Source organism: Ruegeria sp. CF1, from assembly GCF_056537445.1.
Map to the genome: position 1 here is coordinate 65,940 of NZ_JBQFRN010000014.1, position 14,182 is coordinate 80,121.

16 protein-coding genes are annotated in these 14,182 nt (G+C 57.6%); all 16 read left to right on the top strand.

Annotation, left to right across the window (positions count from 1 at the left end; all coding sequences use genetic code 11):
* Position 1: 1 nt before the first annotated feature.
* Positions 2-1,300, top strand: a complete 1,299-nt coding sequence (gene nuoF, locus ACRZ96_RS19040; RefSeq protein WP_170403997.1) for an NADH-quinone oxidoreductase subunit NuoF — start codon at positions 2-4, stop codon at positions 1,298-1,300.
* A gap of 5 nt (positions 1,301-1,305) precedes the next feature.
* Entirely contained in the window at positions 1,306-1,722 is a 417-nt protein-coding gene (locus tag ACRZ96_RS19045; protein ID WP_170397051.1) for an MAPEG family protein, read from the top strand.
* Positions 1,719-2,222, top strand: coding sequence for a DUF3291 domain-containing protein (locus ACRZ96_RS19050; protein WP_170403991.1), 504 nt, complete (start codon positions 1,719-1,721; stop codon positions 2,220-2,222). Before ACRZ96_RS19045 ends, ACRZ96_RS19050 begins: the two co-directional genes overlap by 4 nt.
* 79 nt (positions 2,223-2,301) lie before the next feature.
* Positions 2,302-2,658: a hypothetical protein gene (locus ACRZ96_RS19055; RefSeq protein ID WP_255612030.1), complete on the top strand. Its 357-nt coding sequence runs from the start codon at positions 2,302-2,304 to the stop codon at positions 2,656-2,658.
* Between the two features lie 98 nt (positions 2,659-2,756).
* Positions 2,757-3,161 carry a DUF5333 domain-containing protein gene (locus ACRZ96_RS19060; RefSeq protein ID WP_255612031.1) on the top strand — a complete coding sequence of 135 codons (405 nt, stop codon included), beginning with the start codon at positions 2,757-2,759 and terminating at the stop codon, positions 3,159-3,161.
* A gap of 2 nt (positions 3,162-3,163) precedes the next feature.
* The gene (nuoG, locus tag ACRZ96_RS19065) at positions 3,164-5,185 is read left to right on the top strand and encodes an NADH-quinone oxidoreductase subunit NuoG (RefSeq protein WP_480705437.1); all 2,022 of its coding nucleotides are present in this window, start codon (positions 3,164-3,166) and stop codon (positions 5,183-5,185) included.
* Entirely contained in the window at positions 5,182-5,397 is a 216-nt protein-coding gene (locus tag ACRZ96_RS19070; RefSeq protein ID WP_480705435.1) for a hypothetical protein, read from the top strand. The genes nuoG and ACRZ96_RS19070 overlap by 4 nt, the downstream gene beginning before the upstream one ends.
* Complete coding sequence (nuoH, locus tag ACRZ96_RS19075; RefSeq protein ID WP_039534288.1) at positions 5,390-6,427, top strand: NADH-quinone oxidoreductase subunit NuoH; 1,038 nt, start codon at positions 5,390-5,392, stop codon at positions 6,425-6,427. Before ACRZ96_RS19070 ends, nuoH begins: the two co-directional genes overlap by 8 nt.
* A 1-nt stretch (position 6,428) precedes the next feature.
* Complete coding sequence (gene nuoI / locus ACRZ96_RS19080; protein ID WP_170397042.1) at positions 6,429-6,923, top strand: NADH-quinone oxidoreductase subunit NuoI; 495 nt, start codon at positions 6,429-6,431, stop codon at positions 6,921-6,923.
* Entirely contained in the window at positions 6,920-7,330 is a 411-nt protein-coding gene (locus ACRZ96_RS19085; RefSeq protein WP_010442761.1) for a carboxymuconolactone decarboxylase family protein, read from the top strand. Before nuoI ends, ACRZ96_RS19085 begins: the two co-directional genes overlap by 4 nt.
* A complete protein-coding gene (locus tag ACRZ96_RS19090) occupies positions 7,327-7,929 on the top strand; it encodes an NADH-quinone oxidoreductase subunit J (RefSeq protein ID WP_170397038.1) in 603 nt (200 codons plus the stop codon). The genes ACRZ96_RS19085 and ACRZ96_RS19090 overlap by 4 nt, the downstream gene beginning before the upstream one ends.
* Positions 7,930-7,933: 4 nt before the next feature.
* Positions 7,934-8,239 carry an NADH-quinone oxidoreductase subunit NuoK gene (gene nuoK / locus ACRZ96_RS19095; protein WP_005984024.1) on the top strand — a complete coding sequence of 102 codons (306 nt, stop codon included), beginning with the start codon at positions 7,934-7,936 and terminating at the stop codon, positions 8,237-8,239.
* Positions 8,240-8,245: 6 nt separating this feature from the next.
* A complete protein-coding gene (nuoL, locus tag ACRZ96_RS19100; RefSeq protein WP_480814936.1) occupies positions 8,246-10,375 on the top strand; it encodes an NADH-quinone oxidoreductase subunit L in 2,130 nt (709 codons plus the stop codon).
* Complete coding sequence (locus tag ACRZ96_RS19105) at positions 10,375-11,919, top strand: NADH-quinone oxidoreductase subunit M (RefSeq protein ID WP_480814937.1); 1,545 nt, start codon at positions 10,375-10,377, stop codon at positions 11,917-11,919. Before nuoL ends, ACRZ96_RS19105 begins: the two co-directional genes overlap by 1 nt.
* A 15-nt stretch (positions 11,920-11,934) precedes the next feature.
* Positions 11,935-13,377 (top strand): NADH-quinone oxidoreductase subunit NuoN, encoded by a 1,443-nt coding sequence (gene nuoN, locus ACRZ96_RS19110; RefSeq protein ID WP_480705430.1) that lies wholly within the window; start codon positions 11,935-11,937, stop codon positions 13,375-13,377.
* A 54-nt stretch (positions 13,378-13,431) separates the two neighbouring features.
* On the top strand, positions 13,432-14,181 hold the full coding sequence (locus tag ACRZ96_RS19115; protein ID WP_170397030.1) for a biotin--[acetyl-CoA-carboxylase] ligase: 750 nt from the start codon (positions 13,432-13,434) through the stop codon (positions 14,179-14,181).
* The last annotated feature ends 1 nt before the right edge of the window (position 14,182 follow it).

Sequence of the window (14,182 nt, forward strand, 5' to 3'; positions counted from 1 at the left end):
GATGCTGAAGGATCAGGACAGGATCTTTACCAACATCTACGGGATGCATGAGCGCACGTTGAAAGGCGCGCAGGCCCGCGGGCATTGGGACGGCACCGCTGGCCTGATCGAGAAAGGCCGCGACTGGATCATCCAGACAATGAAAGACTCAGGTCTGCGCGGCCGTGGTGGTGCGGGTTTCCCGACCGGTCTGAAATGGTCTTTCATGCCCAAGGAAAGCGATGGTCGCCCGGCTTATCTGGTGGTGAACGCGGATGAATCCGAACCCGGGACGTGCAAAGACCGCGAGATTATGCGTCATGATCCGCACACGCTGATCGAGGGGTGCCTGATCGCGTCTTTCGCAATGAACGCGCATACTTGCTACATCTACCTGCGCGGCGAATACATCCGCGAGCGTGAGGCTCTGCAGGCCGCGATTGACGAAGCCTATGACGCGGGTCTGCTCGGGAAGAATGCTGCTGGTTCCGGCTGGGATTTCGACCTGTTCCTGCATCACGGCGCTGGGGCTTATATCTGCGGCGAGGAAACTGCTCTGATCGAAAGCCTTGAGGGCAAGAAGGGTATGCCGCGCATGAAGCCTCCGTTTCCGGCGGGAGCGGGTCTTTATGGCTGCCCGACCACGGTGAACAATGTGGAATCGATTGCCGTTGTGCCCACGATTCTGCGGCGTGGTGCCGACTGGTTCGCAGGCTTTGGCCGTCAGAACAACGCGGGCACCAAGCTGTTTGCGATCTCGGGCCATGTGAACAACCCCTGTGTCGTCGAAGAGGCGATGTCGATCTCCTTCGAAGAGCTGATTGAAACCCATTGCGGCGGCATTCGTGGCGGCTGGGACAATCTGCTGGCGGTAATACCCGGCGGGTCTTCGGTGCCATGCGTGCGCGGTGAGAACATGCGCGACGCGATCATGGATTTTGACTATCTGCGCGGAGAACTGGGTTCGGGTCTGGGCACGGCAGCGGTCATCGTGATGGACAGGTCCACCGACATCATCAAGGCAATCTGGCGGTTGTCGAAGTTCTACAAGCACGAAAGTTGCGGCCAGTGTACGCCATGTCGTGAAGGCACTGGTTGGATGATGCGCGTGATGGACCGTCTTGTACGTGGTGAAGCCGAACTGGAAGAGATCGACATGCTGTTTGACGTCACCAAACAGGTTGAAGGCCACACAATCTGCGCCCTTGGCGATGCCGCCGCTTGGCCGATCCAAGGTCTGATCCGCAATTTCCGAGAAGAAATAGAGGACCGCATCAAGGCCCAGAAATCGGGCCGCATGGGTGCGATGGCAGCGGAGTAAAATCGATGGAAGTCTATGCCGAATATTCCCACGCGATCGCCGCTTTGGTGATCTTTACCCTGATCGTTCTGTTCATGTCGCCGTTCTCGGCGCTTGCAAAAGCGGGCAAGGGGCTGGCACCGGGGGCCACTCCGGATCAGGATTATTCGGACAGGGCCTATCGTTTGAACCGCGCTTATCTGAACGGCACTGAAACTCTGCCTGCCTTTTTGACTGTTACAGTCGCGGCGATCCTGTTGGGGGCCAGCCCGTTCTGGGTGAACCTGCTGGCCTCAATAGCGCTGCTGGCGCGGGTTGTTATGTTGGTGATTCACCTGCGCGGGATCGGCAAGCCGCATAGCGGGGTCCGGTCTGTTGCTTATGTGGTTGGATGGGCCTGCATGTTCATTCTTGGCCTTATTGCGTTGGTGGCCGCGTTTTGATCCAGCCCGAAGGATATCATCTGGCCGAGTTGAATGTCGGCCGTTTGTTGGCGCCAACAGACGATCCGCGCGTGGCTGAATTCATGGCCAACCTGGATCGCGTCAACGGGCTTGGCAAGCGGATGTCCGGCTTTGTCTGGATGATGGAAGGGTCCGGAGAACCGGGAACAGGCAACACCGAAAACAGCATCGGGGATGATCCGCAATTCGTCGCGAACCTGACGGTTTGGGAAGACGTCGCCAGCCTTGAGAAATTTGTTTGGGGGACTATCCACAAACAGTTCTACGAGCGTCGGCAAGAGTGGTTCGAAATCCTTGGCGAACAACATTTTGTCATGTGGTGGGTGCGGGAAGGGCATTGCCCCAGTTTGGCCGAAGCGCTGGATCGTCTGGAAAAGCTGCGCTCGGAAGGACCCAGCGAGCATGCCTTTGGGTGGGCAGAATTGAAACAGGCCAGCAAGTGGCGCGACAATCGTTGCGTACAGGTCGCGGCGGAGTGAACGGGATGTTGATTCATACGCTTTCTCCTGCGCATCAGCGGATGCCACAAGCGCCAGCCACGAAACAGGAGTGGTCATGATGGCGAAACGCGTATTCGTAATGACAATGGTATTGGTGGGAAGCTTACTTGTATCTGCCTGCGGTACAGCGAAATCGAGGGCGACCCGCGTGGCGTTTGACGGCATTTTCTTCAACGCCAACGCTAAACACGTGGATAAGAAGACGACACCTACCGATTTCACTGTGACTGTGAATGGCGTTTCGCAGTCATTGGAAGGCGCACGCGAAGCAGGCCGTTATGAGGGCACAAAATTCTGCATTCAGAATTTTGGATCGTCCAGAATTGTATGGAAGGTTGGGCCGGAGACCGAGCCGCAAAATCTACGGATCGAAAACGATAAGCTCACATATGCCGGAAGCTGTCAGCGACCATGAGCCACCGTATCGCATATCACGGCAAAACCCATGGGCTGTTATTGCATAGCAGCCCGGCTGACCGCCGTCTTGGGAATCCCAAGACGAAAGGAAATGTCATGACCGTTGTACGACTTCTGGCCGCGATTTGCGCGATTTCGATGCCTGTAATGGCCGAAGCCAAACCACCCTTGAGGGATGTCAAAGAGATCGACAACGAACTCTACTACATCGCGATCGCAAATGAGATTTCGGAGTACTGTCCGTCGATCAGCGGGCGTCGACTTAAGGCGATTGGGGTGATGTGGGATCTGCGGTCCAAGGCGAACAAATTGGGATATTCGGACAAGGAAATCCGCGCCTATGTGGACTCGGATGCCGAAAAAGACAGGATGCGCGCCAAGGGTGAGGCGTATCTGATCCAAAACGGCGTGTCTTATGAAAATCCCAATTCTTTCTGCACGTTAGGGCGGAAAGAGATTGAAAGAAACAGCGCCATAGGCGTGTATTTGAGGGCGAACTAGCGATGTCTGACCTCCGCAAAGTCAATATCGACGGGCAGGAAATCGAAGTCGATGGCGCGATGACACTGATCCAGGCCTGCGAGCAGGCCGGGGTCGAGGTGCCGCGCTTTTGCTATCACGAGCGTCTGTCGATTGCCGGGAACTGCCGGATGTGTCTGGTCGAGGTCGTGGGCGGCCCGCCGAAACCGGCGGCCTCCTGCGCGATGCAGGTGCGCGATCTGCGTCCGGGTCCGGAAGGGCAGGCACCGGTGGTCAAGACGAACTCGCCCATGGTCAAGAAGGCCCGCGAAGGGGTGATGGAGTTTCTGCTGATCAACCACCCGCTGGATTGCCCGATCTGCGATCAGGGCGGTGAGTGTGACCTGCAGGATCAGGCCATGGCCTATGGTCTGTCAGGGACGCGCTTCAAAGAAGCCAAGCGTGCCGTGGATGATCTGGACCTTGGTCCGCTGGTTGGCACCGCGATGACTCGCTGCATCAGTTGTACTCGTTGCGTGCGCTTCACCACAGAGGTCGCCGGGATCACCCAGATGGGTCAGACCGGACGCGGCGAAGATGCCGAGATCACCTCGTACCTGAACCAGACGCTGGATTCGAACCTGCAGGGCAACATCATCGATCTGTGCCCGGTAGGGGCGTTGACCTCGAAGCCATATGCCTTCACCGCTCGCCCTTGGGAACTGACCAAAACCGAGAGTATCGACGTGATGGACGCTTTGGGCTCAAGCATCCGTGTAGATACCAAAGGGCGTGAAGTGATGCGCTTTCTGCCGCGCAACCATGACGGTGTGAACGAGGAATGGATCAGCGACAAGACCCGCTTTGTCTGGGACGGCTTACGGCGTCAGCGACTGGACAGGCCTTATGTGCGCGAAAACGGCAAGCTGCGTCCTGCCACATGGCCAGAAGCACTGAACAAAGCTGCTGAGGTTCTTAAGGGGGCCGAGAAACTGGCTGGGATCGTAGGTGATCTGGCTCCGGTAGAGGCCATCTATGCGCTGAAACAGATGATCGAAGGGCAAGGCGGTATCGTTGAGTGCCGCACCGACGGCGCCAAACTGCCTGCGGGTAACCGAGCAGCCTATGCCGGGACCGCGGCAATCGAAGATATTGATGCGGCTGAACGTATCCTGTTGATTGGGACCAACCCGCGTGACGAGGCTCCGGTTTTGAATGCTCGTATCCGCAAGGCCTGGGCACACGGCGCCGAGGTGACCCTGGTCGGGCCTGCCGTCGATCTGACCTATGAGTATCACCATGTAGGCAGCGACCGTGCCGCGCTGCAGACCATCGTTGATATGGGTGGTGATGATGAGATCAAGGGCAAGCGCTCTCTTGTCATCGTCGGGCAGGGCGCGCTGCAGGAGGCCGATGGCTCTGCCATTCTGGCCGCCGCGCAAGCCATTGCAAGCAATACCGAAAGTGGGCTGATCGTTCTGCACACCGCGGCATCGCGCGTAGGTGCGATGGATGTGGATGCGACCAACGAAGGTGGCATGGAGGCGGTCAACGCGGCCGATGTGATCTATAACCTCGGTGCTGACGAAGTTGAGATCGGCGAGGGTGCCTTTGTGATCTATCAGGGCAGTCACGGCGATCGTGGCGCGCACCGCGCAGATGTGATCCTGCCGGGGGCGGCTTACACAGAAGAAAACGGTCTGTTCGTGAACACCGAAGGGCGTCCTCAACTCGCCATGCGCGCAGGCTTTGCACCGGGAGAGGCCAAGGAAAACTGGGCAATCCTAAGGGCGTTGTCTGCCGAGCTGGGGGCTACGCTGCCCTACGATACATTGGCTCAATTGCGAACCTCCTTGCTCGAATCTGTTCCGCATCTGGCGCGCATTGATGAGGTGATTGAGAATGAAGCAGCGGCGCTACAAGCCGGAAAATTGGGTGAAGCCAGCTTCCGCAATGCAATCAAGGATTTCTACCTGACCAACCCGATTGCCCGCGCCTCGCAATTGATGGCCGAACTATCGGCACAGGCGCAGACCCGCAAGACTGAGAAGATTGCGGCTGAATGAACCAGAAACGTTTCATATTGCAGACGTACGCGGTGCCCGGGTGGCAGATAGCCGCGCCGGATTTGCGTGTGAAATTGAAGATTAAGGGTGGCGTACAGACGGCAGATGCTGTTTACACCAACGCGCCGACCCAGCCGCAGATTGCGCAGGCATCTGGCCTTTGCATCGCACGCGGAAACCAAAATACCCACGGTGTGAGGACCAATGGCTGACTTCTTTAACACCCCAGGCGGAATAGCCATCATCATTCTGGCGCAAGTGCTTGCTGTTGTTGCGTTCGTGATGATCTCGCTGTTGTTCCTCGTTTACGGCGACCGCAAGATCTGGGCCGCCGTCCAGATGCGTCGCGGCCCCAACGTTGTCGGCGTATACGGCCTGCTGCAATCGGTGGCGGACGCACTGAAATATGTGGTGAAAGAGGTCGTCATTCCCGCCGGTGCCGACCGTACAGTGTTTATCCTCGCACCATTGACCAGTTTTGTCCTCGCGATGATCGCCTGGGCGGTGATCCCGTTCAACGATGGCTGGGTCCTGTCGGACATCAACGTCGCCATCCTCTATGTCTTCGCAGTCTCATCGCTTGAGGTTTATGGCGTGATTATGGGTGGTTGGGCGTCGAACTCAAAGTATCCATTCCTTGGGTCGCTGCGCTCTGCCGCGCAGATGATTTCATACGAGGTATCCATCGGTCTGATCATCATCGGCATCATCATCTCGACCGGTTCGATGAACTTTGGTGATATCGTCCGCGCACAGGATGGCTCGTTCGGGTTCTTCAGCTGGTACTGGCTGCCGCATTTCCCGATGGTGTTCCTGTTTTTCATCTCGGCATTGGCTGAAACCAACCGTCCACCCTTCGATCTGCCCGAGGCGGAATCGGAACTGGTTGCAGGCTATCAGGTCGAATACTCGGCCACGCCTTTCCTGCTTTTCATGGCTGGTGAATACATCGCCATCTTCCTGATGTGTGCTCTGACCACACTGCTGTTCTTTGGCGGCTGGCTGTCCCCGATCCCAGGCCTGCCTGACGGCGTATTGTGGATGGTTGCCAAGATGGCGTTCTTCTTCTTCATCTTCGCGATGGTCAAGGCGATCACACCCCGCTACCGCTATGACCAGTTGATGCGCCTGGGTTGGAAAGTGTTCTTGCCGTTCAGCCTCGTCTGGGTCGTTTTCGTGGCCTTCGCGGCGAAATTCGACTGGTTCTGGGGCGCGTTTGCCCGTTGGAGCGTAGGAGGCTGATATGACTCAAATCGACTACACCCGCGCCGCCAAGTATTTCCTGCTGCAGGACTTCTGGGTCGGAATGAAATTGGGCTTGAAGTATTTCTTCGCCCCAAAAGCCACCGTGAACTACCCGCATGAAAAGGGGCCCTTGTCCCCGCGGTTCCGGGGCGAACATGCCCTGCGCCGTTATCCGAACGGTGAGGAACGCTGCATCGCCTGCAAACTGTGCGAAGCGATCTGTCCTGCACAAGCCATCACCATCGATGCCGAGCCGCGCGAAGACGGAAGCCGCCGCACCACGCGCTATGACATCGACATGACCAAATGCATCTATTGCGGTTTCTGCCAGGAGGCATGTCCGGTTGATGCCATCGTCGAGGGCCCGAATTTCGAATTCGCCACCGAAACCCGGGAAGAGTTGTTCTACGACAAGCAGAAACTGCTGGATAACGGCGAACGCTGGGAAGCCGAAATCGCTCGCAATCTGGAAATGGACGCGCCGTACAGATGAGTGACAGTCCGACAAATCCGTTCGAGCTGATGATGAAGCAAGCTCAGGACATGGCAAAGGCGATGAACCCGGCGATGGAGAATTTCTCGCCCAAAGGGTTCGAGGCGCTGTGGCCAACCATGCCCAAAGAGGTCATGGAGATGATGTTCGGCAATACCGTCAACAAGGACGGGCTGGACGCCAAAACTCGCCTTCTGCTGACGCTGGCCGGGCTGACCTGTCAGGGCGCTCAGGCGGACTCGGCGGTGCGTCAGACCGTGCGCCATGCGCTTGAGGCTGGCGCCAAGAAACAAGAGATCGTGGAAACGATCGGTCAGATGTCGGTCTTTGCCGGCATCCCGGCCATGACCCGCGCGCTGGATCTGGCGCAAGAGGTCATGGGCGACAACGAGGATGAGGATCAATGACCGTCTTTGCCTTCTATCTGTTTGCCATCAGCGCCATCACCGGCGGGCTGTTCACGGTGATCAGCCGCCAGCCGGTGCATTCGGTGCTGTGGCTGATCCTGTCCTTTCTGTCCTCGGCGGGCCTGTTCGTGCTGCTGGGGGCTGAGTTCGTGGCGATGCTGCTGATTATCGTTTATGTCGGCGCGGTTGCGGTTCTGTTCCTCTTCGTGGTGATGATGCTGGATGTGGACTTTGCCGAGCTGAAGGCCGAGATGGCGCGCTACATGCCGCTAGCGCTGTTGATCGGATTGGTGATCCTGATGCAGTTCGTCATGGCCATCGGAGCATGGGACAGCGCGCAGGGTGCCGCCGCCAATCTGGCGCAGCCGGTACCGAGCGACCGCCACAACACTGAGGCGCTAGGCGTCATTCTATACGATCAATACTTCCTTCTGTTCCAACTGGCGGGCCTGATCCTGCTGGTGGCCATGATCGGTGCCATTGTGCTGACACTGCGCCACCGTCAGGACATCAAGCGTCAGGACATCATCGGCCAGATGATGCGCGACCCGGCCAAAGCGATGGAGTTGAAGGACGTGAAACCGGGGCAGGGACTTTGAGACGATGATCGGACTTGAACACTATCTTACGGTCGCGGCGACGCTATTCGTCATCGGCATCTTCGGTCTCTTCCTGAACCGCAAGAACGTCATCATCCTGCTGATGAGCATCGAGTTGATGCTGCTGGCGGTGAATATCAACCTCGTGGCGTTCTCTAGTTTCCTCGGCGATCTGGTCGGGCAGGTCTTTACGCTGTTCGTGTTGACAGTTGCGGCGGCTGAGGCGGCGATTGGTCTTGCCATTCTGGTCTGCTTCTTCCGCAACCGTGGCACCATCGCGGTTGAAGACGTCAATATGATGAAGGGGTAAGAGAATATGGAAACCACCATCCTCTTTGCCCCGCTCGTGGGTGCGTTGATCTGCGGTTTTGGCTGGCGCTTCATTGGTGAGAAAGCCGCCATGTGGACTGCCACGGGCCTGCTGTTTCTGGCCTGCCTGCTCAGCTGGATCGTCTTCCTTTCATTTGATGGCCACACCCAGCAGATCGAGATCATGCGCTGGATCGAAAGTGGTTCGCTGTCGACAAGCTGGGCCATTCGTCTGGACCGTCTGACGGCGATCATGCTGATCGTGGTGACGACCGTTTCGGCGCTGGTTCACTTGTATTCGTTCGGCTACATGGATCACGACCCGCAATGGCGTGAAGGCGAAAGCTATAAGCCGCGTTTCTTTGCCTATCTGTCGTTCTTCACCTTCGCCATGCTGATGCTGGTGACGGCGGACAATCTGGTTCAGATGTTCTTTGGCTGGGAAGGCGTGGGTGTCGCCTCGTACCTGCTGATCGGGTTTTATTATCGCAAGCCCAGCGCCAATGCAGCGGCGATGAAAGCGTTCATCGTGAACCGAGTGGGCGATTTCGGCTTTGCGCTGGGGATCTTCGCGCTGTTCTTCCTGACCGACAGCATCAATTTCTCAGACATATTCGCGTCGGCCCCGGCATTGGCGGAGGAAAAACTGAGCTTCCTCTGGGGTGAGTGGACTGCGATCGAGGTGATCTGTGTTCTGCTGTTCATTGGCGCGATGGGTAAATCGGCGCAGTTGATACTACACACCTGGCTGCCGGATGCGATGGAAGGTCCGACCCCTGTGTCCGCGCTGATCCACGCTGCGACCATGGTTACCGCAGGTGTGTTCCTGGTCTGCCGTATGTCGCCGCTGATGGAGTTCGCACCGGGGGCCACCGGGTTCATAGCCTTCCTTGGCGCTTCGACTGCGTTTTTCGCAGCAACCGTGGGCTTGGTGCAGACCGATATCAAGCGGGTCATTGCGTATTCGACCTGTTCGCAATTGGGTTACATGTTTGTCGCCGCCGGCGTTGGCATGTACTCAGCCGCGATGTTCCATCTGCTGACGCACGCATTCTTCAAGGCGCTGCTGTTCCTTGGTGCCGGTTCAGTGATCCATGCGATGCATCATGAGCAAGAGATGACCGAGTACGGCGGTCTGCGGAAGAAAATCCCCTATACGTTCTGGGCGATGATGATCGGCACGCTGGCCATTACCGGTGTGGGCATCCCGCTGACCACGTTTGGCTTCGCCGGGTTCCTGTCGAAGGATGCCATAATCGAAAGCGCCTTTGTAGGTGGCACAGGTTATGCCTTCTGGATGTTGGTAATCGCAGCGGTGTTCACCTCATTCTACAGCTGGCGTCTGATATTCCTGACCTTCTATGGCGAGCCGCGTGGCGACAAGCATACGCATGAGCACGCACATGAAAGTCCAATGGTCATGCTGGTCCCACTGGGCGTGCTGTCGCTGGGCGCGGTGTTCTCGGGGATGCTGTGGTACAACCAGTTCTTCGGCTACACCGATAAAGTGGCCAAGTTCTACGGTATTCCGCTGGCGGAAGAGACTGGCGGTCATGGCGAAGTTGCCGCAGACGCATCTCATGGTGAGGCCAAGGCAGATGACGCCCAAGGCGACGCGAAGGCTGATAAAGGCGAGGGTGGCTACAAGGCGGACAAAAAGCATGCCAGCTTTGGCGGTGAGCCGGGCGAAGGCGCGCTGTATATGGCACCTGACAACAATGTCCTGAACGATGCGCATGAGGCTCCGAAATGGGTCAAAGTATCGCCTTTTGTTGCCATGCTGCTGGGTTTTGTCGTCGCCTATTGGTTCTACATCGTGAACACGTCGCTGCCCGCTCGTCTGGCGGCGAACCAGCGGCCGCTGTACCTGTTTCTCAAGAATAAGTGGTACTTTGACGAGATCTACGACGCGATCTTTGTCAAACCTACCATTGCGCTGAGTCGGTTCCTGTGGAAACGCGGTGACGGCAACACGATTGATGGCTTCCTGAACGGGATTTCGATGGGCGTCGTGCCCTTCTTTACTCGCCTCGCAGGCAAAGCTCAGACGGGTTACATCTTTACTTACGCCTTCTGGATGGTTTTGGGCATCGCCGCTCTTGTCACCTGGATGTCGATCGGCGGAGGCGCAAACTAATGGACAATATCCTATCTATTGTCACCTTCATCCCCGCCATCGCGGCAGGCATTCTGGCCCTGTTTCTGCATGGCGAGGACGTAGCCGCGCAGCGCAACGCCAAATGGGTTGCGCTGGTTGCCACAACCGTGACCTTTCTGGTCTCAATCGGCATCTATACCGGCTTTGATGCGTCCAACACCGGCTTCCAGATGGTGGAAGAGGGCGAGTGGCTGCTGGGCCTGAAGTACAAGATGGGTGTCGATGGTATCAGCGTTCTTTTCGTGCTGCTGACCACCTTCATCATGCCGCTGACCATTCTGGCCAGCTGGCAGGTCACGGACCGGGTCAAGGAATACATGATCGCATTCCTGCTGCTGGAAACGCTGATGCTGGGCGTGTTCATGGCGCTGGATCTCGTGCTGTTTTACCTGTTCTTCGAGGCGGGCCTGATCCCGATGTTCCTGATCATCGGTATCTGGGGTGGCAAGGACCGCATCTATGCCAGCTTCAAGTTTTTCCTATACACCTTCCTCGGCTCGGTGCTGATGCTGGTGGCGATGGTTGCGATGTATGCGGATGCGGGCACCACGGATATCGAGGCGCTGATGAGCCATCAGTTCTCGTCCGAAGGGTTCAGCGTACTGGGCATCTATATCGTCGGCGGCATGCAGACGCTGATGTTCCTGGCCTTCTTCGCGTCGTTCGCGGTGAAGATGCCGATGTGGCCGGTGCATACCTGGCTGCCGGATGCGCACGTTCAGGCGCCGACGGCAGGTTCGGTCGTGCTGGCGGCGATCCTGTTGAAGATGGGCGGCTATGGCTTCCTGCGCTTCAGCCTGCCGATGTTCCCGGTGGGGTCTGCGGTGATGACCGATGTGGTGCTGTGGATGTCGGCGATTGCTGTTGTCTACACCTCTCTGGTCGCGCTGGTGCAGGAGGATATGAAGAAGCTGATCGCCTATTCCTCGGTCGCGCATATGGGCTTTGTGACCATGGGTATCTTTGCAGCGAACCAACAGGGCATTGATGGCGCGATCTTCCAGATGCTCAGTCATGGGTTCATTTCCGCAGCGCTCTTCCTGTGTGTTGGCGTGATCTATGACCGGATGCACACCCGCGATATCGAGGCGTATGGCGGTTTGGTCATCCGGATGCCGGCTTACGCTCTGGTCTTCATGCTGTTCACCATGGCCAATGTCGGCTTGCCTGGTACATCGGGCTTCATCGGGGAATTCCTGACCCTGATGGGCGCTTTCCAGGTCAACACCTGGGTGACGGCTGTGGCTGCAACCGGTGTGATCTTCTCAGCGGGCTATGCGCTGTGGCTCTATCGCCGGGTAGTCTTTGGAGATCTGATCAAGGAAAGCCTCAAGGCCATCACAGACATGAGTTCGCGCGAGCGGCTGATCTTCGCGCCGCTGATCGTGATGACCATTCTGCTTGGGGTTTATCCCTCGCTGGTGACCGATGTGATCGGGCAATCCACCGCAGCGCTAATCTCGAACTATGACACGGCTCTGGCCGCGGCTGAAGCCGCAACCCAGACAGCCGCTTCGCATTAAGGGGGCTTTGGAGACATGATCCAGGCTGATCTGACAATCATCCTGCCGGAAATTGTTCTGGCAATTTATGCGATGGCGGCGCTGATCGGGGCTGTCTACACCACCAAGGATGCTCTGGCTCCCATACTGGTCTGGGCCACTTCAGGTCTGATGGCGGTGTTGGCAATCTGGATTGCGATGAATGGCGAAGGTACCAACGTGGCCTTCAACGGCATGTTTGTGGATGACGGCTTTGCCCGATTTGCAAAGGTTGCGATTCTGCTGTCTGCCGCTGCGGTATTGCTGATGAGCCAGGAATATATGGCGCGCCGCGATCTGCTGCGCTTTGAATATCCTCTGCTGGTCGCACTTGCGGCTGTCGGCATGATGATGATGGTTAGCGCAGGCGATCTGATGTCGCTTTATATGGGGCTTGAGCTGCAGTCGCTGTCGCTTTACGTCGTGGCCGCCTTGCGGCGCGACAGTGCCAAATCCACCGAAGCCGGTCTGAAATACTTCGTGCTGGGCGCGTTGAGTTCTGGCTTGCTGCTCTATGGTGCGTCGCTGGTTTACGGCTTCACCGGCACCACGCTGTTCTCGGGCATCATCCAAACGGTGCATCATGGAGATGTCTCGATTGGCCTCCTGTTTGGCCTAGTGTTCATGATCTCGGGTCTGGCGTTTAAGGTCTCGGCCGTGCCGTTCCATATGTGGACGCCGGATGTGTATGAAGGGTCTCCGACCCCGATTACTGCGTTCTTCGCTACCGCTCCGAAAGTGGCTGCGATGGCCCTGTTCGCGCGCCTGATGCATGATGCCTTCGGAGGCGTGATCAAGGATTGGCAGCAAGTGATCGTGCTGCTTTCGGTCCTGTCGATGCTGCTGGGCGCGGTTGCGGCCATCGGGCAGCGGGACATCAAGCGGCTGATGGCGTTTTCGTCGATTGCCCATATGGGATATGCTCTGATCGGACTGGCCGCCGGGACCGAGATGGGCATCAAGGCAATGCTAATGTATCTGGCCATCTATGTGACGATGAATATCGGAACCTTCGCATTCATCCTGATGATGGAGCGTGATGGCAAACCGGTCACTGATATTGATGCGCTACGTCAGTTCTCGAAGCGCGATCCGGGTAAAGCTCTGGCGGTCCTGATCCTGATGTTCAGTCTGGCGGGCGTGCCACCGATGCTGGGCTTCTTCGCCAAGTTCGGCGTCTGGCAAGCGGGTATCGATGCCGACCTGTTCGGGCTGGTGATCGTCTCGGCCATCGCCTCGGTCATCGGTGCGTTCTACTATCTGCGGATCGTGTTCTACATGTATTTCGGGGCGGAGAATGAAGACCCGATCGAGATCCGCTCGACCCCGGTTTTGTGGGCAGCGCTGATGGGCTCTGCGGCTCTGATGTTGATTGGCGTATTTTATCAGTTCGGTGTGGAAGGGGCAGCTGCAGCTGCTGCGGCGACGCTTGTCAACTGATACTGCCGCGTTTCGATCAACCGAGGCTCGGTCGCGCGACCGGGCCTTTTTGACATGAGCGAATGGCCGCAGGGATATGGCCTGCATATACTGAAAGAAGTCGACAGTACTCTGAATGAGGCGGTGCGGCTTGCGCCAACAGCGACCGGTCCGGTCTGGATCATGGCACATCATCAGACCGCCGCGCGTGGTCGGCGCGGGCGAGCTTGGGCCAACCCAAAAGGTAATCTGGCAGCGACTTTGCTGATGCGCCCGCCGGGTGATCCGGAACAGGCGGCCCTTCGAAGTTTTGTCGCAGCGCTCGCCCTGTATGATGCCTGTGTGGCGGTAACGGGGCGCGCAGTAGGTTTGGCACTGAAATGGCCCAATGACGTGCTGCTCAACGGCGGAAAACTAGCGGGTATCCTGCTAGAAAGCACGGGGCAGGGCCGGGGGGTGTCACATCTGGCGATAGGTATTGGGGTGAACCTGTCCGAGGCACCGGGCACTGATCGCGTCGAAGCCGGAGCGGTGCGACCTGTTTCTCTGCTCTCGGAAACCGGCGCGCTCACCACCCCCGAGGATTTTCTGACCGAACTGGCGGTAGCTTATGCGCATTATGAGACCCAGTTCATGACCTACGGGTTCGAACCGATCCGCACCGCCTGGCTATCCCGAGCAGCGCGGTTGGGCGAAGTCATAACCGCTCGTACAGCCACGTCCGAAACGGTTGGAACCTTCGAAACGGTAGACGTGGGTGGCAGCCTTGTCCTAAACACCGCCAAGGGCCGGGTCAGCATTCCGGCTGCGGATGTGTACTTCTGAA

Coding starts and splice junctions, on each gene's coding strand:
- ACRZ96_RS19045 (WP_170397051.1), top strand. CDS start 1,306: ATGGAAGTCTATGCCGAATATTCCCACGCGATCGCCGCTTTGGTGATC.
- ACRZ96_RS19115 (WP_170397030.1), top strand. CDS start 13,432: ATGAGCGAATGGCCGCAGGGATATGGCCTGCATATACTGAAAGAAGTC.
- ACRZ96_RS19070 (WP_480705435.1), top strand. CDS start 5,182: ATGAACCAGAAACGTTTCATATTGCAGACGTACGCGGTGCCCGGGTGG.
- nuoH (WP_039534288.1), top strand. CDS start 5,390: ATGGCTGACTTCTTTAACACCCCAGGCGGAATAGCCATCATCATTCTG.
- ACRZ96_RS19105 (WP_480814937.1), top strand. CDS start 10,375: ATGGACAATATCCTATCTATTGTCACCTTCATCCCCGCCATCGCGGCA.
- nuoI (WP_170397042.1), top strand. CDS start 6,429: ATGACTCAAATCGACTACACCCGCGCCGCCAAGTATTTCCTGCTGCAG.
- ACRZ96_RS19085 (WP_010442761.1), top strand. CDS start 6,920: ATGAGTGACAGTCCGACAAATCCGTTCGAGCTGATGATGAAGCAAGCT.
- ACRZ96_RS19090 (WP_170397038.1), top strand. CDS start 7,327: ATGACCGTCTTTGCCTTCTATCTGTTTGCCATCAGCGCCATCACCGGC.
- nuoG (WP_480705437.1), top strand. CDS start 3,164: ATGTCTGACCTCCGCAAAGTCAATATCGACGGGCAGGAAATCGAAGTC.
- nuoK (WP_005984024.1), top strand. CDS start 7,934: ATGATCGGACTTGAACACTATCTTACGGTCGCGGCGACGCTATTCGTC.
- nuoN (WP_480705430.1), top strand. CDS start 11,935: ATGATCCAGGCTGATCTGACAATCATCCTGCCGGAAATTGTTCTGGCA.
- nuoL (WP_480814936.1), top strand. CDS start 8,246: ATGGAAACCACCATCCTCTTTGCCCCGCTCGTGGGTGCGTTGATCTGC.
- ACRZ96_RS19060 (WP_255612031.1), top strand. CDS start 2,757: ATGACCGTTGTACGACTTCTGGCCGCGATTTGCGCGATTTCGATGCCT.
- nuoF (WP_170403997.1), top strand. CDS start 2: ATGCTGAAGGATCAGGACAGGATCTTTACCAACATCTACGGGATGCAT.
- ACRZ96_RS19055 (WP_255612030.1), top strand. CDS start 2,302: ATGGCGAAACGCGTATTCGTAATGACAATGGTATTGGTGGGAAGCTTA.